The organism is Pseudomonas sp. Tof1 (genome assembly GCF_055390395.1).
This window is the reverse complement of the sequence record NZ_AP024344.1, coordinates 957,665-980,826: the sequence shown is the minus strand read 5'-3', so window position 1 is coordinate 980,826 and position 23,162 is coordinate 957,665. Positions and strand designations below refer to the sequence as shown.

Below are 23,162 nucleotides of genomic sequence, written 5' to 3'. Positions count from 1 at the left end.
CAGTTGGCTCCCACAAGGTATGGCGGTAGCCACAAATCTTGTGAACGCCGCCTATCCTGTGGGAGCCGGATTTATCCGCAAAGCTTTTAGGCTATGTACGAAATCGCTTGAAACTTGGTTATGCGGCGTTAAAAACCGGCTCGGAATGCTCATTTACTCCAGTAAAGTCGGGCGCGACCCCGGCCGTTCCTCGCCGGTTTTTGCCTTGCCTAACCTGCGTTTCAAACAATTTCGTACACAGCCTAGGGCCGCAAGGGCTTAACCGCTAATCCGTCCCCTCCAGCAACGCATCCACCACCGCCCTCGCCATTTCCACCGAGTGCAGCATGCCCCAGAACAGGGTACGTTCCACCGGGTTGGCATGCAGGCCGATTTCGTCACCGTTCAGTTCGGCAACCTCCAGCAACTTCGAGACGTAGCTCAGCGCATCGTGGGCCGTGACGCCGGGCTGAATGGCAAACAGCGTGGGTTTGAGCGGGTCGGCGGGTTCGACGGTTCTGGCCAGGGTCAACGCGAGGGTATCAAGCAAGCGGGCCGCATCGGGCCGCTGGGGTTTCACGGGATCGTCGAAAACGGGAGGCGGATCGGGGGTGATTTTCTTGGCCACGGTGAATCTCCTGACTGTTGTAGGGGATCTCCACGCTCGCTGCGACACAAGGGTGGCGAACTGTACGCAGGTTCGCAGACCGGTCAGTCAGGAAAAAACCGGCAGGCATAAGCCTCCTGCGCACAGCCCACCATAAAGCAGACATGAAAAAGCCGCTTGCGCGGCGCTGTGCGCCCGACTGAAATACCGGGCTGCGAAACCCGTATCGCTGATTTGGCAGCGACACCGGGAATGTAGACACGGCACTGAGCGCACTCAATATTCTCCCACGCCAAAAACACGTAGGAAATATAAGTTCTTTTTGAAAGCTATTTCTTCGCATTACAAACGGCCAGAACCCCTGCCCCAGCGGCCCCGCCCGGACGACGGCGACCCAGGTCCAATTCCCGAGCCGTCCCACAGCAGGCACCCTTCCCACTGCCACCTGCCGAAAATAGGATAGGATCAGCCAACATGCAGCCAGCGAGCTACAGCTAACAAGGAATCATCCGCTTGAAACTCAGTGATATTGCCCAACTGGCCGGGGTGTCGGTTACCACCGCCAGTTACGTCATCAACGGCAAGGCCGAGCAACAGCGCATCAGCAGCAGTACCGTGGAACGGGTACGGGCAGTGGTCGAGCAATATGGCTTCACCCCCAACCCCCAGGCTGCCGGGCTGCGCAGTCGCAAGACGCGCACCCTCGGCTTCATCCTGCCGGACCTGGAGAACCCCAGCTACGCGCGCATCGCCAAGCTGCTGGAGCAAGGTGCGCGGGCCCGCGGTTATCAACTGCTGATCGCCAGTTCCGACGATGACCCGCAGAGCGAACGCGAGCTGCTGCAACTGTTCCGCGCCCGGCGTTGCGATGGGCTGTTCGTCGCCAGTTGCCTGCCCGAGGAGGACGACAGCTATCGCCAGTTGCAGGAGCTGGGCCTGCCGATCATCGCTATCGACCGGGAAATGCAGCCGACGCATTTCTGCTCGGTCGTCAGCGATGACCATCAAGCCAGCCTGCAACTGACCCGCAGCCTGCTGCAACCCAAGCCCCGGCATATCGCCCTGATCGGTGCCCGCGCCGAATTGAGCATCAGCCAGCAGCGGGCCGCCGGCTTCCAGGACGCCCTGGGCGGTTTCGCCGGCGAGGTGCTGATCGAGCATGGCGAAGCCTTCAGCCGCGAGTGCGGCCGCGAGTTGATGCAGGCGCTGGTCGAGCGCCTCGGCCACCTGCCCGATGCGCTGGTCACCACCTCCTACGTACTGCTGCAGGGCGTGTTCGATGCCCTGCAAGCCCAGCCGCTCAACCCGCAACCGCTGCGCCTGGGTACCTTCGGTGACACGCAGTTGCTGGACTTCCTGCCGCTGCCGGTAAACGCCATGGCCCAGCAGCATCAACTGATCGCGGAAAAAGCCCTGCAACTGGCCCTGGCCGCCATCGAGGAGAAGAACTACCAACCCGGCGTCCAGGCCATCGCCCGGACCTTCAAGCAGCGCATCCGCGAGGCTTGAGCATGGAACTGATCGACACCCACACCCACCTCGATTTTCCGGACTTCGACGCCGACCGCGACGCGTTGCTCGAACGCAGCCGCGCCCTCGGCGTCGGGCGGATGGTGGTGCTGGGGGTCTACCGGGACAACTGGCAGCGGGTCTGGGAGCTGGTACAGGGTGACCGGCAACTGCATGCGGCGCTCGGCCTGCATCCGGTTTATCTGGACGATCATCGCCCGGATGACGTGAGCGCTCTGCGCGACTGGCTGGGCCGCCTGGCCGGTCACCCGCAACTGTGCGCAGTGGGTGAGTTCGGCCTGGACTACTTTCTCCCGCAGCTCGACCGCGAGCGCCAGCAGGCGCTGTTCGAGGCGCAACTGCAGCTGGCCGCGGAGTTCAACCTGCCGGCATTGCTGCATGTGCGGCGCAGCCACGCCGCGACCATCGCCACGCTCAAGCGCTTTCGCCTGGCCCGGGGCGGCATCATCCATGCCTTTGCCGGCAGCCGCGAGGAGGCCCGGGAATACCTCCGGCTGGGCTTCAGGCTCGGCCTCGGCGGTGCCGGAACCTGGCCGCAGGCCCGGCGCCTGAGCAAGGTCATCGCCGACCTGCCGCTGGAGGCCGTGGTGCTGGAAACCGATTCGCCGGACATGGCGCCGGTGATGTACCCCGGGCTGCGCAACAGCCCGGAACACCTGCCGGCCATTTGCGCCGCCCTCGCCGAACTCATGGGCATCAGCCCGCAGGCATTGGCGGCCGCCAGTACCGCCAATGCCTGCGCGGTATTCAACTGGTCGACGAATCCGGCCTGAGCGCGGGCTGCAGGATCAGGGTCATCCGTTGCCGGGCGTGGGCGTAGCGCAGGGTCGCGAAGTACAACAGCAGCGCCAGCAGGGAAAAGTTGAGCTGCTCCATCAGGCTGATCAGCCCGATCCACTCACAGACCAGAGCCACCAGCAGCGAAGCCCCGATCAGCACGACCATGCTGGCCTTGAGCACCGACAGGGCATCGAGCGCCTTGAAGCGCTTGAACTGTTGCGGGCAATCGAGTTGCAGCGGCCTGTTGCAGCAACGGCAGGCAAAGCTCTCCTTGATGGCAATTGCATTCAGGTGCCATGCACTGAGGGGGAAGGTGCCATTACAGTGGGCACACACCCCGTTGATGCCCATGCGCGTCTCCTTCAAAGCGGTTCCTCCCGAGCGGTCGGTGAAACTGGATCAGCGAATTTTCGCTCATCCTGCGCAGAAAGGTCGGCCGCTAAAGAAAACAGGATTTTGCCTACACACCAAGCAATCAAGTACTACAACCTGTTCCAAGCCTCACACCCGGAAGGCACCGATCAGTTGCTTCAGCTCGACCACCTGGGCCGACAATTGCCGGCTGGCGCTTTCGGTCTGGTGGGCCCCCTCGGCAGTGCGCTCGCCGGCCCGGTTGATCTCGACGATGTTCTGGTCGATGTCGTGGGCCACGGCGGTCTGCTGCTCGACGGCGGCGGCGATCTGCTGGTTCTGGTCGACGATCATGCCGACGGCGCCAAGGATGTTTTCCAGGGCGAGCTGGACCTTTTCCGACTGTCCCACCGTGCCATCGGCCATCTGGTGGCTGACGCCCATGGCCTTGACCGCCGCGCCGACGCCGCCGTGCAGCTTGCCGATCATCTGCTCGATTTCCTCGGTGGATTGCTGGGTGCGCCTGGCCAAGGTGCGGACCTCGTCGGCCACCACGGCAAAACCACGGCCCTGCTCGCCCGCGCGCGCGGCCTCGATGGCGGCGTTCAAGGCCAACAGGTTGGTCTGTTCGGCAATGCTCTTGATCACTTCCAGGATCTGGCTGATGGACTGGCTGTCGATCGCCAACTGGTTGATCACCTGCACCGACTGATCGATCTCGCCGGCCAACTGGGCGATGCAGCCCTGCTGGGATTCCACCAGCGCCCGACCGTTGAGGGTTTCGTCATTGACGCTATGGGCACTGCTGACCGCTGCCGCGGCGCTGCGCGCCACCTCCTGGGCGGTCGCCGACATCTGGTTCATGGCCGTAGCGACCTGTTCGATCTGGCTGCGCTGGCCGGCCACCGCCTGGTTGCTGCGAGCCGACACCGACTCCACCTGCCCGGCCTGGCGTTCGACCTCGCCGACGGTCTGCCCGACCCGCTCGATCAGGTCATGGATCTTCGCCACGGTACCGTTGAACACCGCGCCCAACTCCCCCAGTTCATCACGACTGTGGGCGACGAAATTGACCGTCATGTCCCCGGCCGCGACCTTGTCCATCATCTGGCCCAGGCGTCGCAGGGTCGTGCGGGTCGAGGCGTAGAAACCGCCGTAGAGGTAGACGATCGAGAGAAACACCACCGCCAGTGCCGCGACCAGCAGGAGCATCTGCAGGCGTTTGTGCTCCAGCCGTTGCTGCAGTTCCTGGGCGAAATACGCCAGTGTCGCGTCATTGAGCTGGTAGGTCCGGGCCATCAGCGTGCTGACCTGCTCGTAGAACGGCGGCCAGGGCGCTTCCAGGGTTTCGGCCATCACCACCTGCTCCTCGAACAGTTCGCTGGCCTTTTTCAGCGAGGCCTGGCTGGCGTTGGCCAATGCATCCAGAGCGGAGTGGGCGTTGCGGCTACCGCCCAGGGCATCCTGCAGCTTGAGCGCATATTCGGCCTGCAGCTTCTCGATCTGTTGCAGCAGTTCGTCGAAACGGGTGCTCGAGGATGAATTGAGGAAGCCCTGGCCGAGGGAATAGGCCCCCATGGCGCGCCCCTCGCCGAGGGTCTGGGTGACTTGCGGGGTGACACCGGTGACCAGTTCGCTCAACTGGCGCAGGTCGCCCTGGGCATCGCGGCTGAGCCCGGACTGGCTGGCGACGATCTTGCTGAAGATCTGCGCCTTGCCCAGCAGCTTTTCGATCAGCGCACTTTTGCTCTGCAGGGAGGTTTCGCCTTGCTGGGCCTTGAACGCGGCGATCAGTTCGTCGCGCTTGGCGGTGAACAGCGCCAGTTGCTCCGGGTCGCCGGTCACCGCCGTCAGGCCTTGCAGGCGGCCGAGCACGCTCTGTTCGAGCTGGCTGATGCGCCCTTCCAGATCCCCGGCCTTGCCGGACTGGCCGAGCACGGCATTGATCTGCACCTGGTTGTTCAGGGTTTCCAGGTCGCGCAGCAGGGTCAGGCTGTTGCCAAGCAGGTCCAGGCTTTGCAGTTCGACCTGGGTGGCGGAGAACTCGCGGTAGGAATCGCGTACCAGATAGAAGTTGGTCACCAGCATCGGCACGAAGAACAGCACACTGATCAGGCTGAACTTCTTCCCGAAGCTCAGGCGGTTCATCAGGGCAACGGCGGGAAATAGCAGACTCTTCACTAGAACGCTCCCTTTCCTATTATTTTTATAGTGGCGGCAGCGGCACAGGCATATAGCCAGTATCCGCAGCTACTGCCTGTATAACTTAATTTGAAAGGGAGTTTTGTAACTTAAGGTTAACCAGGCCGGGGAGGTGAGCCTTGGGGTGGACGACACCGACCGCTAGCGAATCAATACCGTCCACAGGGCAAACCCGGCATACCAGAGCACCGCCGCCCGCAGCAGCAATTCCCACAGGCTGTCCAGGCTGGAAACGCCATCCGGGCCCTCCGCCGAGGTCGGTACTTCCCCAGCGACCCGTCCGACCTTCTCGATCAGTTGCCGGGCGCTGATGTCCCAGTTGAGCAGTTCGTGCAACATGATCCGGCTGACCGCCACGAAGTTGCCGACCAGCGCCAGGCTCGCCGCCAGCAGGCGCACCGGCAGCCAGTCGAAGGCATGGCGCAGCAGGGTGGCACGTTCGGCCAGCGCCGGGTTCTGGCTGTGCTCCGCCGCCAGGGCCAGCAGGCGATAGCTCAGGGCAGCGACCGGCCCGAGCAGGAAGTACCAGAAGATCGCCGCGAAGAAGCTCTGGTAGGCCTGCCACAGCAGATAGCCCTGGACCTTCTCCAGCAACTCTTCGCCGTTTTCGGCACAGGTAAGGTTCATGTCGCGGCGGGCCACATGCACCCCGGCCTGCAGGTCGCCGCGCCGCCAGGCATCGCGGAACGGTCCCAGCGCCGCCAACAGGTCACCACGGCCCAGGCTGTAGACCACCACCAGCAGATGCACCGGCAGCGCCAGCAGACCATAGGCCACCGGCTGCAGCACCATCAGCAGCAGGCCGAGCAGGACCACCGGCAACAGCACCAGCAGGCTGAGGATCACCCAGGGCCGTTTCGCCCAGCGCGGGCTGGATTCGAGCCGGGCCAGTTCGGCCAGCCAGGCACCGTCACGCTGGACACGCTGGCGCAAGGCCGAGAACTTCTCGATCCACACCGCCAGCAGCAGCACCAGAAAACTCATTGCGACTCTCCTTTTTCCAGCAGGGCGGCGCGAAAACGCCCCCAGTCAAAGCCTTCGCCCGGATCGGTCTTGCGCCCCGGGGCAATGTCGCTGTGGCCGCAGATCCGTTGCGGCGTGATGGCCGGGTACGTCGCCATGAGCTGGCGAGTCAGGGCAATCAGCGAATGGTACTGCGCCTCGGTGAAAGGCAGATCATCGGTGCCCTCCAGCTCGATGCCCAGGGAAAAATCATTGCAGGTCTCACGCCCCTCGAAACTCGACACGCCGGCATGCCAGGCCCGTTCCAGACAGGAGACAAACTGCGTGACCTTGCCGTCACGTTCAATCAGAAAATGCGCAGACACCCGTAGGTGGGCGATACCGTCGAAGTAAGGGTGTTCCGTAATATCCAGGCGATTCTGAAAGAACTCCTGCACCTTGCCGGTACCGAACTGCCCCGGCGGCAGGCTGATGTTGTGGATCACCAACAGGGAAACCTCCCCTTCGGGACGCTCATTGAAGTTGGGCGACGGGCAGTGAACGACTGCCTGGCACCAACCCGTGGCGGGATCCAGCTGCATACAGATTCCTTCGAGGATGAAAGCGACCGCCTCAGTATGCCGTGAGAGCGGCCTCGATGGGCAGCGCCCGCGCAGAAAAACCTCAGCGCGTCTTCAGGCGCCGCAGATTGCCGATGACCGAGGCCAGGGCCCGGTCGAACAGCAGCGTGTCGTCCAGCAGGCGGACCGCACCGCGGCGGAACTCGACGGCCAGCCCCCGGGCCGTACGCTCCAGCACCTTCATGCCGGTACGGTTGACGAAAATGTACTTGCCGGTCGGCTCGACGATCGCCGCCAGCTTGCAACGCTGGCCATTCTCTTCGTCTTCGCGGAACTCGACCCAGTTGCCGATGCGCAATTGCCGCACCCACAGCAGGCCGGCATCGTCTTCCGGCAGCTCCATCGTACGCTCTTCACGATGACCGCCATCGGCGGCACTGAGGACGATTTCCTCGAGCACCTCGACCATCGCCGGTTGCTCCGCCTCGTTCCTGGCCGGCTCGACGCTCTGCCTGGCCAGGCGCTGGAAAACCTGGACATGCAGGCTCTCCAGCTGGCTGAAGAATTCGCTGGTGGCGAACGGATCGAACGCCGCACTGGCCAGGCCGTCCCGCAGCGCCTTGAGCAGGCCGGGCACCAGATCCAGCAGGCGTAGCCGCGCATCGGCCACCCCTTGCGGATCGGCGCTCCAGATCAGTTCATCCATGGTCTGCAGGCCGGCCCGCCACTCGACGGACTGCTCGCCGTGCTTGAGCCAGACCAGCAACAGCACCTTGCTCCAGGCTTCCTGCAGCAGGCGCACCACGACTTCGGGCAGGGTCTTGCCCAACAGTCGCTCGTTCAATACTTCCTGGACCCGTTGGCGCGCCAGTTCGGCCTTGGCCCGGCCCTCCTCGGCATCACGGGTGCGCTGCTCGAGCAGTTCGCTGCGGCGGCGCTCGTCACTGGTGAAGGCGAGGAAGTCGGTCAGCAGCTCGGCGAAGATCGCCGGATCGTCGACGAAGTCGTTCAACAGCCGCTGCACGATCTGCTCGATGCGCAGGTACAGGGCATCACGCTGGTAGTCATCGCGGGCGCCCCAGCCCAGGGATGCCGAGGCGATTTCATTCAGCAGGCGGCGCGCCGGATGACTGCCGCGGCTGAAAAAGCTCTTGTCCAGCACCGCCACCTTCAGCATCGGGATCTGCAGGCGGCCGATCAGCGCCTTGAGGCAGTCCGGCAGGTTGCGGTCATCGAGGATGAATTCGAAGAGCATCGCGATCAGGTTGATCACGTCCTCGTCCATCCCGCCGACTACCCGCGACTTGCCGCTCTTGACGCTGACCCGGGTCAGCAGTTGCTCCAGCTGATTGCGCAGGTCGAAGTCATCCGTCGCGGCCTGGGCCGGCACGTACTGCTGCAGATGCGAAAGCAGCCGCAACAGGTCGCGGGTGGAAATCGGCTGAATCTCGGACCCCGCATCCAGTTTGGGCGCGACACTGCCGCGCACATGCTGCAACAGGTCCTGCAGGGCCGAGAACACTTCCTGGACGCTGGCGTCGAGGGACGAGGTACCCGGGCGGGCCGACTCGGCCTCGGCGTCGCGGGCCCGCGCATTCGCCGCCGGACGATCGGAGGCGCGCCGGGCCGGGGCGGCCTTGAGTTCGGGCAACACACCGGTGGCGATCAGCAGTTGGTTGGCGTCGGCATACAGGTGATCGGTGTCGCTGAGGACATATTTCTCGAACAGCTTGAGGATGATCAGCTTGACCTTGATCTCCACCCCCAGGTCGCGCCCGGCCTCGAGGAAATACTCGCAGAGCATCGCCGGCCCCATGGGGTTGCTCTGGTCGTCGAGACGCCGGGTGATCAGTACGTTCAGGCGCGCGGTCAACTGTCCGAGGGCCAGGCCGTCCCGACTGAGGACCTTGGCGACCATCGCATCCAGTGCGACGGTTTTCTCCAGTTCGTCATTCGGCACCAGCGCCAGCTTGTCGTAGGACATCGGCGCGGCCAGGGCCACCTCGTGGACGTCGTACTGGCCAAGGGCGGCGAAAGCGTCGGCAAAACGCTCGTGAAAGCCGCGCTCGATGTGCTTGCGCTTGAGCCGCAGGTCGCGCATGGCTTCGAAGAAGGTGTTCTGGTCAACGTTGTTCAGGGCCTTGTCGGCCATTTCGAACAGCGTGTCGTCGGCATTGTCGAACAGCGCCTGCAAGCCCTGCCGGAGTTGCTGGGCCGCCTTGTCGCGCACCTGGAGCAGAACCACGGGCAAACGGGCGAGCGGCGACGGCGTCGCTCGTTCGTCGGTAGCCTTGTGCAAAGGCACTACCTTCCCGTCGTTGTGCATCCAAGCCTCCCTCTGCGGTTCTTTGATCCAGCGTAAACAATCGTTGGGTACGCGGTCGCGGCGCTATCGCCGGCGACCCGCTCCGACACCAGCCCAAGGCCACTGTCGGCTATCGATAATCGGGGAATCACAGAGACGTCAAAGCTATGACGTCAATTACAAGTCATATTATCTTGCAAAAGATGTCACTTTTGCCAGCGAACTCTGCAACTCGTTTTTCACCCTGTCGCTGTGTAGACCGCCGGAGACGTAAAAACGCTCACGCAAAACGACAAAATGTCGGTTCAACGGGCGGCGTTCGATGGGCGCGCCTTGGGTTGGCCGGCGCCTGGGCCCTATAATCGGGAGACTTTGTTTGTGGAGCCCGTTATGCCGAATCTACGTCTCGCCGACCTGACCGCCGAAATCGAAGCCAACGTGCGCCGTGCGTTGCTCGAAGACATCGGCAGCGGCGACATCACCGCGCAACTGATCCCCGCCGAACGGCTGGCCAAGGCCACCATCATCACCCGTGACGAGGCGACCATCGCCGGCACCGCCTGGGTCGATGCCGTGTTTCGCCAGCTCGACCCACGGGTCGCGGTGCATTGGCAGGTACGCGACGGCGAGCGGGTCAAACCGAACCAGGCACTGTTCCACCTCGAAGGGCCGGCGCGCTCGCTGCTCAGCGGTGAACGCAGCGCACTGAACTTCCTGCAGATGCTCTCGGGCGTCGCCAGCCATGCGCGCTACTACGCCGACCTGGTGGCCGACACGTCGGTGAAACTGCTCGACACCCGCAAGACCCTGCCCGGCCTGCGCCTGGCGCAGAAGTACGCGGTGACCTGCGGCGGCTGCCACAACCACCGCATCGGCCTCTACGATGCGTTCCTGATCAAGGAAAACCACATTGCCGCCTGTGGTGGCATCGCCCAGGCCATCAGCGCGGCGCACAAGATCGCTCCGGGCAAGCCGGTGGAGGTCGAGGTGGAGAGCCTGGACGAACTGAAGGAAGCCCTGGCGGCCGGTGCCGATATCATCATGCTCGACGAACTGAGCCTGGACGACATGCGCGAGGCCGTGCGCCTGAACGCCGGCAAGGCCAAGCTGGAGGCCAGCGGCGGCATCAACGAAAGCACCCTGCGGCCGATCGCCGAGACCGGCGTGGACTACATCTCGATCGGCGCGATGACCAAGGATGTAAAGGCGGTGGACCTGTCGATGCGCTTGAGTCTCTGAGCCGATCCAGCCTTGGGAGCCGCCCATCCCTGTAGGAGCGCGGCTTGCCCGCGAATAGGGCCCAGAGCCTCGCTCAGGACCACAGGCACAGACCCCATCGGCCCTCAATGCAACTGAAAGTGCCGTGCCTCATGCTCCAGCAGCCACTGCTTGGCCGCCAGCCCACCGCCAAAGCCGGTGAGCGTACCGTTGCTGCCGATCACCCGATGACAGGGCACGATCACCGGCACCGGATTGCGCCCATTGGCCGCGCCCACCGCCCGTGAGGCCCTGGGCCGGTTGATCTGCTGGCAGATCTGCCCATAGCTGGTGACGCCACCGTAGGGAATCGTCACCAAAGCGTCCCACACCTCGCGCTGGAACTCGGTGCCGAGCATGTTGAGCTTGAGATCGAACACCAGGCGCTCACCGGCGAAGTACTCCTCCAACTGCCGTCGTACCGGCGCCAGCTTCTGCGGCGAATGCAGCCAGCCTTCCAGCGGCGTCTGCGGTCGGTAGTCCAGCTCGAAGCGCAGCTCGCGCAGCCCGTCGTCATCGGCAACCAGCATCATCGGCCCGATGGGTGAAGCAATCACGTCGTAGTAGATCCGGCTTGTGGTCATTTTTGGCTCCTGCGTATCAATTCCGACTCCACGGCCTGGCGCCACAGGTACATGACCGAATAGGCGCGCCAGGGGCGCCAGTCCTCGGCCAGGGCTTCCAGGGCCCGGGTACTCAGCGGCGGGCCGTCCGTCACCACTTCCCGGCGCAGGATCAGGTCTGCGGCGGGAAACGCATCCGGGTGGTGGAGCACCCGCATGGCAATGTAATGGGCCGTCCATTCACCGATCCCCGGCAAGGCGACCCAACGCCTGACGAAATCCTCCAGGCGCTGCTCGGTGCGAAAATCCACCCGCCCCTCGAGCAGGGCCCGGGCGATGCCCTGGATGGTCGCGGTACGGGCGCGAATGACGCCGATCGCGCCCAGGTCGGCGCCTAACAATTGCTCCGGCGTCGGGAACAGCCGGTCCAGCCCGGGCGCCGGTGGTGCTTCAAGGACGCTGCCAAAACGGCTCAGCAGGCGCGCGGCCAACGTGCGTGCCGCCGCGACGCTGACCTGCTGCCCCAGGACCGCCCGCACCGACACCTCGAAACCCTCCCAGCCGCCAGGCAGGCGTTGCCCGGGGAAACGCTCGACCAACGGCGCCAGCACCGGACTGGCGCCCAGGGTGGCGGCAATCGCCTGCGGATCGGCATCCAGGTCGAACATCCGCCGAATCCGCATCACCACCGGCAGCATCTGCGCCGGCGGTACGTTGAACAACTCCAGCTTCAAGGCATGCGCGTCACCGGCCCAGGGGCTGACCTGCAACCAGCTGGGCGATTCGACGCTGCCGAACACCCGGCGATAACGGTCGCCCTCGACCACCTCGATACCCGGCAAGGCGCGGCCGGCGAGAAAGGCGAGCAGCGCCTGGAAGTCGTACGGTGGCCGATAGCCGAGGCGCAGGACCAGCGCGTTGCCGGCGGCGACTGGCGGCTTGCGTCGCAACTCCCGTGGTGCCACATGGTTGGCCTCGGCAAACGCCGAATTGAATCGACGCAGACTCTGGAAGCCCGAAGCCAACGCCACCTCGGTGATCGGCAGGGCGGTTTCGGTCAGCAGTTGCTTGGCGAACAGCAGACGCTGGGTCGCATGCACCGCCATCGGCGAAGCGCCGAGGTGCTGGACGAACAGCCGACGCAATTGCCGACCACCGACGTCCAGGCGCGCGGCCAGTTCGTCGAGGGAATGCTCGGCGAGGAACCCCTCGTTGATCAGCTTGAGCGCCCGCGCCACGCGGTGCTCGCCGTGCAGCCAGACGCTGTTGCCCGGCGCCAGCTCCGGCCGGCAGCGCAGGCAGGGCCTGAAGCCCAGGGCCTCGGCAGCCGCCGCGCTGGGATAGTACTGCACGTTCTCGACCTTGGGCGGTCGCGCCGGACAGACCGGCCGGCAATAGATCCGGGTACTGAGCACGGCGGTGAAAAACACCCCGTCGAACCGCGCATCGCGGCTCAGGCGAGCCTTCTCGCAGATATCGGCAGTGGGAAATGGCGCAGCGGTTGTCCTGTTCATGGGCGCAGGTTAGCACCGGGCATGGGGGCATACTCGCCATTTTCGGACAGCAATGAGCGCAGGTGTCGCGAAATATGCCGGGCAATAAAAAACCGGCCTGATGGCCGGTTTGGAGAGGCTGGTGCCGGAGACAGGAATCGAACCTGCGACCTTCGCGTTACGAGTGCGCTGCTCTACCGACTGAGCTACACCGGCGTGGCGCTAACGCTAGCATCGGGCGACGAACGGAGCAAGCTAATCGGGCTTGATCGCGATCACGCCCTGGACCCAGAAGCGCGGCTGGAAGTGCCCGCCGTATTGCTGTTGATAGAGCTCGTTGCGCGCGTCCTGATGCGGCAGGTCGCGGATCACGACGAAGACCAGGAACAGCACGGCGGCCGTGCTGATGCCCATCCATGACCAATGAATGAAGGCGTTCGGTTTGGCAGGCTCACCTTTCCAGACGTGAATGCCCATCAGCCAGCCGACCACCAGGGACAGCCACAACTGGGAGTACGGCATGACGATCACGCCATCGACCATCGATTGGGTCAGGGCACCGATAAGACTGGCGAACAGGCAGACACGCAGCAGGTCGACCGGGTCGTTGGAATCGGCGCGTTCGCGGACCAGGCGGAAGGTGGCCCAGAGTCCGCGGCCGACCAGCCACATCACCAGCAGGGTGGAGGGGATGCCCCACTCACAGGCCCATTGCAGGATGGCCTGGTGCGGGTGCGCGGCGATGGGGTTGTGGATATCGGCGAAGTGCATGGGGCCGAAGCCGAGCCAGGGGCGTTCGCGGATCATGTCCCAGGCTTGTTGCCAGATCACGTCACGGGCCGAGAGCGAGGTGGTCAGACGGTCGCCGGCGAAGTTACTGACGCCTATACCGAGATAACTGGTGAGAACGCTGAACAGAAGCCAGTAAAGCGTTATACCAACTGCGGCCGCAGAGAGCTGCCAGGTAATCCAGCGCTTGCCGGAGTGGCCGATGACAAACAACACGCCGGCGGCTACCCCCATTCCAAGCCAGGTGCCACGTGTACCCCCGGTTATCGCGATAAGCCACCAGAGGCTCAAGAGGGAGAACGTGCAGATTTGGCTGGACCGTTTGCTCGTAACCCATAGCAACGGGAGGGTTAACAGCGGCAAGGTGAATGTCTGGAATTGACCGTAGAAGCGCTTGTTGGAAAAACCACTCAGAAATACGTCTGTGTCCAGCAAAGCCATGCCGCCGGAGAACGAGCGAAACATCACTGCCAGAAAATCGAAGCTCTTGAACGCACAGATCCAAACGATAAACAGGATCAACACTCGGTCAAGAGACAACCCGTTTGAACGTCGTGCGTGGGCAAAGACTGTGGCGCAAAGACAGCATGCCGTAATCAGTGCAACTTCCGTAAGGGCCCATGCCGGCTGACGTGCGCCTAGGGAAGAGACTATACCCGCCAGCAAGATCAACCCACAGGTCAGAACCGCAGGCTGATCAACCAGACTGGGTGGTGCCGATGATTTACGACAACACAGAAGGAAAACAAGCGCGGTACTGGCAATGACAACCTGTCCGAGACGCTGAACGATATGCCCCCCCAGGCCATGCCCCAGAACCATAACGGCCGCCATAAGCAGCGTGAATAGCAACCAGGCCTTTGCCCGCCCACTCCAGGCACTGTCCATCACGTCCTCGAAATATCTGTTTCAGGCAACCAGCAATAGGATCAGGCTTTTGGAGCCAGCATCAACGGGGCCTTGGGATAAGCTCGGGAGCAGGCCAATGGGCTGCCTTTGTCGCATCCCAATTCAAGGTAACGCTGCGACTCGTCCAACTGCCCCAAGCTCTTCAGGGCATCAGCCATGCCGACATAAGGCCTTGCATAGTCAGGGCTGAGGCTTATAGCGTGTTCAAACTCCAACTTGGCCGCTTCTGCCTCTCCACGCATTAGATAAATTTTGCCGCGCTGATAATAGGCATACTCATACTTGGGTTTAAGTGTTATCGCCTTGTCGATATTTTTCAACGCCAAATCAACAAAGCCAGCATCCAGGTATGTCACCCCAAGATTGTAATAAACTCGATAGCCACCAAAAAGACCTTGTTTGTCGTCCTGCGCCTCATAATATTGAACGGCTTCATCCCACACGAGCACAGGGGTAGACAGGGTCATCAGCCGATCATAGGAAAGCCCAAGCAGGTAAAGTGCAAAAACGGGAACCAGGGTAACCAGATAAATTCTCTTGAGCCGCAGCAGCGCCAATGCCAGGGCAATGAACAATCCCGGCATCCACAGATAACTGCGATACAGCACGAAAGGCTCCTGCAAACGGACTGCAGCCAGTTCCGTCGCGAACATCACCCACGGGAACAGCAACGCAAAACCCAGGAGACCGTTACGAGCCCCACGCAACAGCAATGTGAAGGCTGCCAGACCATAGGCAACAAAGGCCACGAGACCGGCCCAGGCCCACCAGACACCGTAACCCAGAGGAAAGGGCACACGAAGATCAAGCCCCATCGTTTTGCCTTGGGGCAAGATCAGGACCGAGAGGTATTTGAAGAACAGGCCCGTCTGGTTCAGCACGCTCAACACATACAGCGAGCCATTCGGCTGGAATGCTTCATCACTGAGCACCTCCCCACTCTTGAGCTCATAGGTATTACCGATCAACCCCTTGGCCCAAAATACAACTGATAGGGCAAAAATGCCCTGTACCGCCAGCACTGCAAAAATTTCCTTGGTACCGAACGAAACGGAGAGTCGGCTACGGCGGTGCAATATCCATAACAGGAAACACAATGCCGGCAACATCACGGCATGCTCCTTGGCATACAGCGAAAGCAAAATGCACAGGCAGGACACCCAAAGCGCCCAGCGCTTTCCACACAGCCCCTGCCAGAACGCCCATAGTCCCAGCAGGCCAAAAAGAGTGGCACATACTATAGTGCGCTGGACCAAGTAACCCTGAGTCTGGATGGCCAACGGATGTACGGCGAATAGAAAAGCGACAATAAAGGCCGCGGTATCTGTACTCAGAAAAAAAGAGGCTCGTCTCTCCAGGCTGTTGAGAAGCTGACGAATAAATCCGAAAACCACCAAGGCCGTGCAGCCATGAAGAATCAGATTCTCCACTCGCAACCAGATGATCCTGTCACTGAGATAGACGAAGCTGGCGGCCATGGAATGGTACACCCATAACCGTGGAGCAAGGCTAAAGCCCATGGATAGCATGGAACTAGGAGTACCTTCCCCGAAAAAGGCCTCATCATCAAAAACCAAGGGATTATTCAAGAAGGGAAAGCAAAGTATCAGCAACAGGCCAGCAGAAAAAACGACAAGCAACAGAAAAAACAATCGACGCGACACCATAGCGTTCCTAATTATTTAGCCGTTCAAACGCTTAGCGCTCATGAAACTGGTACTCTTTAACGGGAGTACCAGTTTCATTTCACTACGTTGGATTATTAGGCCCCACGTAAGTATTCAATATCATTTACAGGTGTTAGCCGCGGCACAGGTACCACTCTGAGCCCAAGTGATATTACCAGCATTGAGAGTAGGTACGAGGATAGTTGTCCAGTTACCCGCAGCTTGAGTCCCCGTCAAACTGATTGTACCGTCAGTCACAGAACCAGACGCGAAGTTAGGAGTGGCAGCAGGAATGGCAGGGATACCATTGGAGCCTGCCGTACAGTTGGTTTTGGTACCTAGATCATTAATGCAGACCGCCACGGCCGTCTTATAGGCGTCAGCCATAGTATTCACTTCGGCAAAACGGGCCTTCTGCGTGTAGCTGTTATACGCCGGCAACGCAATCGCCGCCAGAATACCGATGATCGCCACAACGATCATCAGTTCGATCAAGGTGAAACCCTTTTGAGCATTCATATTTCGTCTCCAAACGTGAAAAGGCCGTATGGCTCGTGTACGTCAAAGCACGCGCCGTGCCATGCCTTATGAGACTGCCGCACGCCAGTGGTTGAACCCTTACCACTTGCAAAGACTGCTTCAGAACAACAAAACCTGACATTTTTTGTCACCTCCCCATCCCCGATTTGGCACCACAGCCCGACTACGCTATAAAACTCGCAATGTCCGTGTCTGGTACCTACATGAACGATATCGCCCTCTCCGGCCTGGCCAAGCAATTGGTGGCGGCCGAGCTGATTACCGACAAGAACGCTCAGCAGGCGTATCAGCAAGCCCAACGCAATCGGATGTCCCTGGTCAGCTACCTGGTGCAGAACAAGCTGGTGAAAAGCCGCGAGGTCGCGGAGATTGCCTCCGAGCACTTCGGCGTCGCCCTGCTCGACCTGAACGGCCTCGACAAGGAAAGCCAGCCCAAAGGCCTGGTCAGCGAGAAGCTGATCCGCCAGCACCATGTCCTGCCGCTATGGCGGCGCGGCAACAAGCTGTTCGTCGGCATCTCCGACCCGAGCAACCACCAGGCGATCACCGATATCCAGTTCAGCACCGGCCTCAATACCGAGGCGATCCTGGTGGAGGACGACAAGCTCACCGACGCCATCGACAAGTTTTTCGACAGCGGCGCCACCGGTCTCGAAGACATGGCCGATGTCGACCTCGATGGCCTGGACATCGAGTCGATCGATGACAAGAAGAACGACCCGATCGCCGGCCAGGATGCCGACGACGCCCCGGTGGTGCGCTTCGTCAACAAGATGTTGCTGGATGCGATCAAGGGTGGCTCTTCGGACCTGCACTTCGAACCCTACGAAAAGGTCTACCGCGTGCGCCTGCGCACCGACGGCATGCTCCGGGAAGTCGCCCGGCCGCCGATTCACCTGGCTGGGCGAATCGCCGCGCGCCTGAAGGTCATGGCCAACCTGGATATCTCCGAGCGTCGCAAACCCCAGGACGGCCGCATCAAGATGCGCATCTCGAAGACCAAGGCCATCGATTTCCGGGTCAACACCCTGCCGACCCTGTGGGGCGAGAAGATCGTCATGCGGATCCTCGATCCGTCCAGCGCCCAGATGGGCATCGATGCCCTGGGCTACGAACCGGATCAGAAAGACCTGTACATGACGGCCCTCAAGCAACCGCAGGGCATGATCCTGGTCACCGGCCCCACCGGCTCGGGCAAGACCGTCTCGCTCTATACTGGCCTGAATATCCTCAACACCGTGGATATCAACATTTCCACTGCCGAAGACCCGGTGGAGATCAACATGGAAGGCATCAACCAGGTCAACGTCAACCCGAAACAGGGCCTGGACTTCGCCCAGGCCCTGCGCTCGTTCCTGCGCCAGGACCCGGACGTGATCATGGTCGGCGAGATCCGTGACCTGGAAACCGCCGAAATCGCGATCAAGGCGGCCCAGACCGGCCACATGGTGCTGTCGACCCTGCACACCAACAGCGCCGCGGAAACCCTGACCCGCCTGCAGAACATGGGTATCCCCGGGTTCAACATCGCCACCTCGGTCAGCCTGATCATCGCCCAGCGCCTGGCACGCAAACTGTGCCCGCACTGCAAGAGGGAAATCGATATTCCCCAGGAAACACTCCTTAAGGAAGGTTTCCCAGCGGATCAGATCGGCAGGTTCAAGGTCTATGAACCTGTGGGCTGCGACCAGTGCAATGGCGGCTACAAGGGGCGCGTGGGAATCTACGAGGTGGTGAAGAACACCCCCGACCTGCAACGACTGATCATGGCCGAAGGCAACTCGATCGAGATCGCCGAACAGATGCGCAAGGAAGGCTTCAACGACCTGCGGACCTCGGGCCTGCGCAAGGCCATGCAGGGGCTGACCAGCCTGGAAGAAGTCAACCGGGTCACCAAGGACTGATTCATGGCGACGAAAGCGGTAAAGATAAGCACCTACGCCTGGGAAGGCACCGACAAGAAAGGTACCAAGGTCTCCGGCGAACTTACCGGCCACAACCCGGCGCTGGTCAAGGCGCAGTTGCGCAAGCAGGGGATCAACCCGGGCCGGGTTCGCAAGAAAGGCTCGTCGCTGTTCAGCAAGGGCAAACGCATCAAGCCCCTGGACATCGCCCTGTTCACCCGCCAGATGGCCACCATGATGAAAGCCGGCGTGCCGTTGCTGCAGTCCTTCGACATCATCGCCGAAGGCTTCGACAACCCGAACATGCGCAAGCTGGTGGACGACATCAAGCAGGAAGTCGCCGCAGGCAACAGCTTCGCGACCTCCCTGCGCAAGAAACCGGAATATTTCGATGACCTGTACTGCAACCTCGTCGATGCAGGCGAACAGGCTGGCGCCCTGGAAAGCCTGCTCTCACGGGTAGCGACCTACAAGGAAAAGACCGAGGCGCTCAAGGCCAAGATCAGGAAGGCGATGAACTACCCGATCGCGGTCATTCTGGTGGCGATCGTTGTCTCCGGGATCCTGCTGATCAAGGTGGTGCCACAATTCCAGGCGATCTTCGCCGGCTTCGGTGCGGAGCTGCCGGCGTTCACGCTGATGGTGATCGGTCTTTCACAGATCCTGCAGGACTGGTGGTGGGTGGTGATCCTCGGTCTGGGCGGCGGTATCTATGGGCTGATACGCGCGCACAAGACATCCGAGCGCTTTCGCAACTGGATGGACCGCACGCTGCTGAAAATCCCGATCGTCGGGCCGATCATCTACAAATCGGCCGTGGCCCGCTTTGCCCGTACCCTGTCAACCACCTTCGCCGCCGGCGTGCCGCTGGTCGAAGCCCTGGACTCGGTCTCGGGCGCGACCGGCAACGTGGTGTTCAGAAATGCCGTCAACCGCGTCAAGCAGGATGTTTCCACCGGCATGCAACTGAACTTCTCCATGCGCACCACGGGGGTTTTCCCCAGCATGGCGCTGCAGATGACAGCCATCGGCGAAGAGTCCGGCGCCCTCGACGACATGCTCGACAAGGTCGCGAGCTACTACGAAACCGAAGTCGACAACAGCGTCGACAGCCTCACCAGCCTGATGGAGCCGTTGATCATGGCCGTGCTCGGCGTCATTGTCGGGGCCTGGTGATCGCCATGTACCTGCCCATCTTCAAGCTTGGCCAAGTGGTCTAAACGATGCCCCTACCCGATTTCCTGGCCAGCCACCCGCTGGCCTTTGTTTTTTGCGCACTCATCCTCGGCCTGATCGTCGGCAGTTTCATCAACGTCGTCGTCTGGCGCCTGCCGAAAATGCTCGAGCGCGACTGGCGCGCCCAGGCCCATGATGTACTGGGCCTGCCGCAGGCCGAGCCCGGCACGACCTACAATCTGCTGCTGCCCCACTCCCACTGCCCACACTGCCGCCATCGCATCCGCGCCTGGGAAAACCTGCCCCTGCTCAGCTATGCCCTGCTGCGCGGCAAATGCTCCAACTGCAAGGCGCCGATCAGCAAGCGCTACCCCCTGACCGAACTGGCCTGTGGCCTGCTGTCGGCGTTCATCGCCTGGCACTTCGGCTTCGGCTGGCCTGCCGGCTTGCTGCTGGTGCTGACCTGGGGCCTGCTGGCGATGAGCCTGATCGACGCCGACCACCAGATACTGCCCGACGCGTTGGTCCTGCCCCTGCTCTGGCTGGGCCTGATCGCCAACCACTTCGCCCTGTTCACCAGCCTGAGCGACGCTCTCTGGGGGGCGGTCGCCGGCTACCTGAGCCTGTGGTCGGTGTATTGGCTATTCAAGCTGCTGACCGGCAAGGAAGGCATGGGTCATGGTGACTTCAAGCTGCTGGCGATGCTCGGGGCCTGGGGCGGCTGGCAGATCCTGCCGCTGACGATCCTGCTGTCATCGCTGGTGGGCGCGGTACTGGGGCTGATGCTGTTGCGCCTGCGCAACGCCCAGACCTCGACGCCAATCCCCTTTGGCCCCTATCTGGCGATTGCCGGCTGGATTGCATTGCTCTGGGGTGGTCAAATAACCACTTCCTATCTGCACTTTGCCGGCTTCCAATGACCACACCCGCGACAAAACCCTGGATCCTCGGCCTGACCGGCGGCATCGGCAGCGGCAAGAGCGCCGCCGCCCAGCACTTCATAGACCTGGGCATCCACGCCGTGGATGCCGACCACGCCGCCCGCTGGGTGGTGGAACCGGGGCGTCCGGCGCTGCTGAAGATCGCCGAGCACTTTGGCCCCGGCGTGCTGCAGGCCGACGGCCAACTGGACCGGAGCGCCCTGCGCCGGCTGATTTTCGCGGACGCCGAACAGCGGCGCTGGCTCGAAGCGCTGCTGCATCCACTGATTGCCGCAGAGATCGCCAGCCACCTGGCCAAGGCACAGTCGCCCTACGCGATCCTGGTCTCACCGCTGCTGATCGAGTCTGGCCAATACGCCACCACCCAGCGCGTGCTGGTGATCGATGCGCCGCAAGCGCTGCAGGTCGAGCGCACCCTGCTGCGCGACCAGACCAGCGAGGAGCAGGTTCAGGCCATTCTCAAGGCCCAGGCCAGCCGCGAGGAGCGCCTGAAATACGCCGATGATGTCCTGGTCAACGACCGCGACCTCGCCTGGCTGCACAGCGAAGTCGAGCACCTGCACAACTTCTACCTGACCTTACAAGGAGGCCGAACATGAGCCAGCCCCTGACCGTCGAATGCCCAACCTGCGGAGCCCCCGTGGAATGGAAGGCGACCAATACCAACCGGCCGTTCTGCTCAGACCGCTGCAAGCTGATCGACCTGGGCGCCTGGGCGGCCGAAGAGCACAAGATCCCGGTCGCCCCGGATGCCGAGGACGAGCTGTTCTCCGAAGAACTGTCGCCGCGCACTCACTGATCGCAACGGGATCAGGGCCGCATGAAGCCATAATCCTGATCGTCATCGAGGTTTTCGGCGAGAAACTGCAGCTCGTCGGCCAGATCCTCGGCACTGCGCACCGCCTTGCTCTGCTGCACCACCGCACTGAGCAGGGCGCGCAGCCCCAACCCCGGCTCGAAACCTGCCGCCTGTGCCGCGTCCAGACTGGCCCGCATTTCCTGACGCGCCCATTCGTACACACTCATCACTGCGCCCCTCCCCGGGTGTTTTTCCCAGCATGAGCGCCTGGCGAAGCGGGTCATTTGATGCAGATCAACGGGAGTTTCCGGGCGGCTCGTTGTCCTTCCACGGCGCCGACAGATAGCGCGTGCGGTTGAAGGTCTCCAGCCACTCCGGGCAGAACACCACCAATGCACTGACCACCATGCCGTTGATAAAGGCCTCGGGAAAGATGATCAGCCAGAGGTAGCCGATGAAATCCTCCAGCCACTCCGGCATCGCGAAACGCTCGTCGAACCATAGCAGGGCCAGGCTCGACAGCAGGCACAGCAAGGCCGCCAGAGCCGCGGCGAAGAACCCCGAGCAGAAGATGTAGACGAAGGGATTTCGTGGTTGCGCGCGTTCCACCACGATCGCGGAGACTTCGGTGACCAGCACCGGCAGTACGATCAGCAAGCTGCCGTTGACGCCCAGCGCCGCCAGATCCTGGCGCCCCAGCAGCACCAGCCCGAGCTGCGCCACCAGCGCGCCGACGATCGCCAGGGGCCAGTCGAGCAGCAGCGTGACCGCGGTCAGGCCGATGAAGTGATAGGACACGCCACTGTCGAAATCGCGGCGCAACAGCCAGAGCAGGAACAAGGCAAATACGGTGCCGAACAGCAGATGCTGGCGACGGCTGTCGGTGAACAGTTCAACCCAGGGCGAACGCCAGATCGCCCACAGCACCACCGGCACGTAGATCAGCCAGCCAATGACCAGGCTCCCGGGCGCCAGCAATTGCGCGCCGATCACAAGCACCTCTGTGTCATACCCGCCACTCCTTGTCTACCTGGTTCCCACAGTCTACACCGGGCGAAATGACGGGAGCCCGGAGAAAGTCCGCAGAGCACTTCCTGCTGTCACGATTTCAACGCTAAGCTTGGGCCATGGATGATTCGGATTTCTTACGCTTGCTGACCATCCAGGCCGAGCAAGCCAACACGTTTCTTTCCAATGCCCGCAAATGGGAGCGTGAGCGTTGGGTCTGCCAGCGCCTGCTGCAGGGGCTGAACGTGCCCTACCGTAACGAGGACTTCCATCCCGCCGGCCAGGAGCCGCCGGATGTGCTGTTTCGCGATGCCCGCTTCGAGGTGTTCTTCGTTCTCGACGAAGGCCGTCGCCTCAATGACGAATGGCGCGAGGAGCTGCAACGCCGCCGCAGCGCCTTCTCCCTGAGCCAGCTGGTGCGCCGCGAGGCCAAGCCGCGGCGTATCCCCGCCTCCGAGCTGCTGTTGCGCCTGGCACCGACCCTGCGCAAGAAATCCCACAACTACAAGGAGCGCGGCCTGGACCTCAGCGAGCTGGACATCATCGCCTTCGCCAGCCTGAAGCGCGAGGTCCTCGACCTCAACAGCCACTTCCCCCGCCCACCGAATACCTGCGCCAGGGCTGGCGCTCGCTGTCACTGGTGGGACCGACCTTCGCCCGGGTGCTGTTCGCCCACCCGGATGCGCCCGACTTCCTGCGTGGCAACCTGGGGCGCAGCATCGTCTTCGATGTGGGTATCAGCCTGTAGGTTTGTGACGAAATTGCCCGCCTGAATGATACAAAGCGTTATCATTCAGCCAATACGACGAACCTGCCCAGCAGGTGGCTATGCTCAGGTA

At 62.1% G+C, this 23,162-nt stretch carries 20 protein-coding genes, 1 tRNA gene and 3 pseudogenes; 9 read left to right on the top strand and 15 right to left on the bottom strand.

The features are described 5' to 3' along the window. Window positions 1-265: 265 nt before the first annotated feature. On the bottom strand, window positions 266-607 hold the full coding sequence (locus ACZ5KU_RS04490; protein WP_464736872.1) for a hypothetical protein: 342 nt from the start codon (window positions 605-607) through the stop codon (window positions 266-268). 492 nt (window positions 608-1,099) lie between these two features. Here ACZ5KU_RS04490 and cra point away from each other — a divergent pair, with 492 nt between their 5' ends. Beyond that, a complete protein-coding gene (cra, locus tag ACZ5KU_RS04485; protein ID WP_054058034.1) occupies window positions 1,100-2,095 on the top strand; it encodes a catabolite repressor/activator in 996 nt (331 codons plus the stop codon). Window positions 2,096-2,097: 2 nt separating this feature from the next. Continuing rightward, window positions 2,098-2,889, top strand: a complete 792-nt coding sequence (locus ACZ5KU_RS04480) for a TatD family hydrolase (protein WP_419736941.1) — start codon at window positions 2,098-2,100, stop codon at window positions 2,887-2,889. Here ACZ5KU_RS04480 and ACZ5KU_RS04475 read toward each other — a convergent pair. From ACZ5KU_RS04475 to ACZ5KU_RS04450, 6 genes and pseudogenes are all read right to left on the bottom strand, one after another. Then, window positions 2,864-3,247, bottom strand: coding sequence for a hypothetical protein (locus ACZ5KU_RS04475; RefSeq protein WP_054058032.1), 384 nt, complete (start codon window positions 3,245-3,247; stop codon window positions 2,864-2,866). The genes ACZ5KU_RS04480 and ACZ5KU_RS04475 overlap by 26 nt on opposite strands. Window positions 3,248-3,397: 150 nt before the next feature. Further along, window positions 3,398-4,102 (bottom strand): methyl-accepting chemotaxis protein, encoded by a 705-nt coding sequence (locus tag ACZ5KU_RS04470; protein WP_416773421.1) that lies wholly within the window; start codon window positions 4,100-4,102, stop codon window positions 3,398-3,400. Between the two features lie 153 nt (window positions 4,103-4,255). Then, a pseudogene (locus ACZ5KU_RS04465) lies at window positions 4,256-4,459 on the bottom strand (HAMP domain-containing protein); the annotation flags it as partial. 1,131 nt (window positions 4,460-5,590) lie between these two features. Beyond that, entirely contained in the window at window positions 5,591-6,433 is an 843-nt protein-coding gene (gene ampE / locus ACZ5KU_RS04460; protein ID WP_054058030.1) for a regulatory signaling modulator protein AmpE, read from the bottom strand. Further along, window positions 6,430-6,993: a 1,6-anhydro-N-acetylmuramyl-L-alanine amidase AmpD gene (ampD, locus tag ACZ5KU_RS04455; protein WP_054058029.1), complete on the bottom strand. Its 564-nt coding sequence runs from the start codon at window positions 6,991-6,993 to the stop codon at window positions 6,430-6,432. Before ampD ends, ampE begins: the two co-directional genes overlap by 4 nt. An 82-nt stretch (window positions 6,994-7,075) precedes the next feature. Further along, window positions 7,076-9,298: a DUF1631 domain-containing protein gene (locus ACZ5KU_RS04450; protein ID WP_273824761.1), complete on the bottom strand. Its 2,223-nt coding sequence runs from the start codon at window positions 9,296-9,298 to the stop codon at window positions 7,076-7,078. A gap of 369 nt (window positions 9,299-9,667) precedes the next feature. Between ACZ5KU_RS04450 and nadC the strand changes: the two genes are divergently transcribed. Next, window positions 9,668-10,516 (top strand): carboxylating nicotinate-nucleotide diphosphorylase, encoded by an 849-nt coding sequence (gene nadC / locus ACZ5KU_RS04445; protein WP_054058027.1) that lies wholly within the window; start codon window positions 9,668-9,670, stop codon window positions 10,514-10,516. A gap of 104 nt (window positions 10,517-10,620) precedes the next feature. Here the strand turns inward: nadC and ACZ5KU_RS04440 are convergent, their stop codons facing one another. The 6 genes from ACZ5KU_RS04440 to ACZ5KU_RS04415 form a co-directional block, all read right to left on the bottom strand. Beyond that, window positions 10,621-11,118 carry a methylated-DNA--[protein]-cysteine S-methyltransferase gene (locus ACZ5KU_RS04440; protein WP_464736871.1) on the bottom strand — a complete coding sequence of 166 codons (498 nt, stop codon included), beginning with the start codon at window positions 11,116-11,118 and terminating at the stop codon, window positions 10,621-10,623. Beyond that, window positions 11,115-12,611, bottom strand: a complete 1,497-nt coding sequence (locus ACZ5KU_RS04435; protein WP_464736870.1) for an AlkA N-terminal domain-containing protein — start codon at window positions 12,609-12,611, stop codon at window positions 11,115-11,117. Before ACZ5KU_RS04435 ends, ACZ5KU_RS04440 begins: the two co-directional genes overlap by 4 nt. A 119-nt stretch (window positions 12,612-12,730) precedes the next feature. Next, window positions 12,731-12,806, bottom strand: a tRNA-Thr gene (locus ACZ5KU_RS04430). Between the two features lie 39 nt (window positions 12,807-12,845). Continuing rightward, window positions 12,846-14,213, bottom strand: a complete 1,368-nt coding sequence (locus tag ACZ5KU_RS04425) for an O-antigen ligase family protein (RefSeq protein WP_416773419.1) — start codon at window positions 14,211-14,213, stop codon at window positions 12,846-12,848. A gap of 95 nt (window positions 14,214-14,308) precedes the next feature. Next, window positions 14,309-15,952 carry a hypothetical protein gene (locus ACZ5KU_RS04420; protein ID WP_464736869.1) on the bottom strand — a complete coding sequence of 548 codons (1,644 nt, stop codon included), beginning with the start codon at window positions 15,950-15,952 and terminating at the stop codon, window positions 14,309-14,311. 123 nt (window positions 15,953-16,075) lie between these two features. Continuing rightward, window positions 16,076-16,474, bottom strand: coding sequence for a pilin (locus ACZ5KU_RS04415; protein ID WP_464736868.1), 399 nt, complete (start codon window positions 16,472-16,474; stop codon window positions 16,076-16,078). Between the two features lie 224 nt (window positions 16,475-16,698). Here ACZ5KU_RS04415 and pilB point away from each other — a divergent pair, with 224 nt between their 5' ends. From pilB to yacG, 5 genes and pseudogenes are all read left to right on the top strand, one after another. Beyond that, window positions 16,699-18,399 carry a type IV-A pilus assembly ATPase PilB gene (pilB, locus tag ACZ5KU_RS04410; protein WP_054058987.1) on the top strand — a complete coding sequence of 567 codons (1,701 nt, stop codon included), beginning with the start codon at window positions 16,699-16,701 and terminating at the stop codon, window positions 18,397-18,399. 3 nt (window positions 18,400-18,402) lie between these two features. Next, window positions 18,403-19,619 (top strand): annotated as a pseudogene (locus ACZ5KU_RS04405) (type II secretion system F family protein). 3 nt (window positions 19,620-19,622) lie between these two features. Continuing rightward, entirely contained in the window at window positions 19,623-20,495 is an 873-nt protein-coding gene (locus tag ACZ5KU_RS04400) for a prepilin peptidase (protein ID WP_054058989.1), read from the top strand. Continuing rightward, a complete protein-coding gene (gene coaE / locus ACZ5KU_RS04395; RefSeq protein ID WP_464736867.1) occupies window positions 20,492-21,115 on the top strand; it encodes a dephospho-CoA kinase in 624 nt (207 codons plus the stop codon). The genes ACZ5KU_RS04400 and coaE overlap by 4 nt, the downstream gene beginning before the upstream one ends. Further along, on the top strand, window positions 21,112-21,315 hold the full coding sequence (gene yacG / locus ACZ5KU_RS04390; protein ID WP_017905425.1) for a DNA gyrase inhibitor YacG: 204 nt from the start codon (window positions 21,112-21,114) through the stop codon (window positions 21,313-21,315). The genes coaE and yacG overlap by 4 nt, the downstream gene beginning before the upstream one ends. 11 nt (window positions 21,316-21,326) lie before the next feature. Here yacG and ACZ5KU_RS04385 read toward each other — a convergent pair whose 3' ends face one another. After that, window positions 21,327-21,542, bottom strand: coding sequence for a hypothetical protein (locus ACZ5KU_RS04385; protein ID WP_464736866.1), 216 nt, complete (start codon window positions 21,540-21,542; stop codon window positions 21,327-21,329). A 67-nt stretch (window positions 21,543-21,609) separates the two neighbouring features. After that, window positions 21,610-22,308: an energy-coupling factor ABC transporter permease gene (locus ACZ5KU_RS04380; protein ID WP_464737388.1), complete on the bottom strand. Its 699-nt coding sequence runs from the start codon at window positions 22,306-22,308 to the stop codon at window positions 21,610-21,612. Window positions 22,309-22,442: 134 nt separating this feature from the next. Here ACZ5KU_RS04380 and ACZ5KU_RS04375 point away from each other — a divergent pair. Continuing rightward, window positions 22,443-23,071, top strand: a pseudogene (locus ACZ5KU_RS04375) (DUF1780 domain-containing protein). The last annotated feature ends 91 nt before the right edge of the window (window positions 23,072-23,162 follow it).

Bases quoted from the DNA above. Each gene is read 5' to 3' on its own strand.
- ampD (WP_054058029.1), bottom strand. From the start codon at position 6,993: ATGCAGCTGGATCCCGCCACGGGTTGGTGCCAGGCAGTCGTTCACTGC.
- ACZ5KU_RS04415 (WP_464736868.1), bottom strand. From the start codon at position 16,474: ATGAATGCTCAAAAGGGTTTCACCTTGATCGAACTGATGATCGTTGTG.
- ACZ5KU_RS04400 (WP_054058989.1), top strand. From the start codon at position 19,623: ATGCCCCTACCCGATTTCCTGGCCAGCCACCCGCTGGCCTTTGTTTTT.
- ACZ5KU_RS04425 (WP_416773419.1), bottom strand. From the start codon at position 14,213: ATGGCGGCCGTTATGGTTCTGGGGCATGGCCTGGGGGGGCATATCGTT.
- pilB (WP_054058987.1), top strand. From the start codon at position 16,699: ATGAACGATATCGCCCTCTCCGGCCTGGCCAAGCAATTGGTGGCGGCC.
- ACZ5KU_RS04440 (WP_464736871.1), bottom strand. From the start codon at position 11,118: ATGACCACAAGCCGGATCTACTACGACGTGATTGCTTCACCCATCGGG.
- ACZ5KU_RS04435 (WP_464736870.1), bottom strand. From the start codon at position 12,611: ATGAACAGGACAACCGCTGCGCCATTTCCCACTGCCGATATCTGCGAG.
- yacG (WP_017905425.1), top strand. From the start codon at position 21,112: ATGAGCCAGCCCCTGACCGTCGAATGCCCAACCTGCGGAGCCCCCGTG.
- ACZ5KU_RS04450 (WP_273824761.1), bottom strand. From the start codon at position 9,298: ATGCACAACGACGGGAAGGTAGTGCCTTTGCACAAGGCTACCGACGAA.
- ACZ5KU_RS04385 (WP_464736866.1), bottom strand. From the start codon at position 21,542: ATGAGTGTGTACGAATGGGCGCGTCAGGAAATGCGGGCCAGTCTGGAC.
- nadC (WP_054058027.1), top strand. From the start codon at position 9,668: ATGCCGAATCTACGTCTCGCCGACCTGACCGCCGAAATCGAAGCCAAC.
- ACZ5KU_RS04480 (WP_419736941.1), top strand. From the start codon at position 2,098: ATGGAACTGATCGACACCCACACCCACCTCGATTTTCCGGACTTCGAC.
- ACZ5KU_RS04470 (WP_416773421.1), bottom strand. From the start codon at position 4,102: ATGTCGGCGACCGCCCAGGAGGTGGCGCGCAGCGCCGCGGCAGCGGTC.
- coaE (WP_464736867.1), top strand. From the start codon at position 20,492: ATGACCACACCCGCGACAAAACCCTGGATCCTCGGCCTGACCGGCGGC.
- ampE (WP_054058030.1), bottom strand. From the start codon at position 6,433: ATGAGTTTTCTGGTGCTGCTGCTGGCGGTGTGGATCGAGAAGTTCTCG.
- ACZ5KU_RS04475 (WP_054058032.1), bottom strand. From the start codon at position 3,247: ATGGGCATCAACGGGGTGTGTGCCCACTGTAATGGCACCTTCCCCCTC.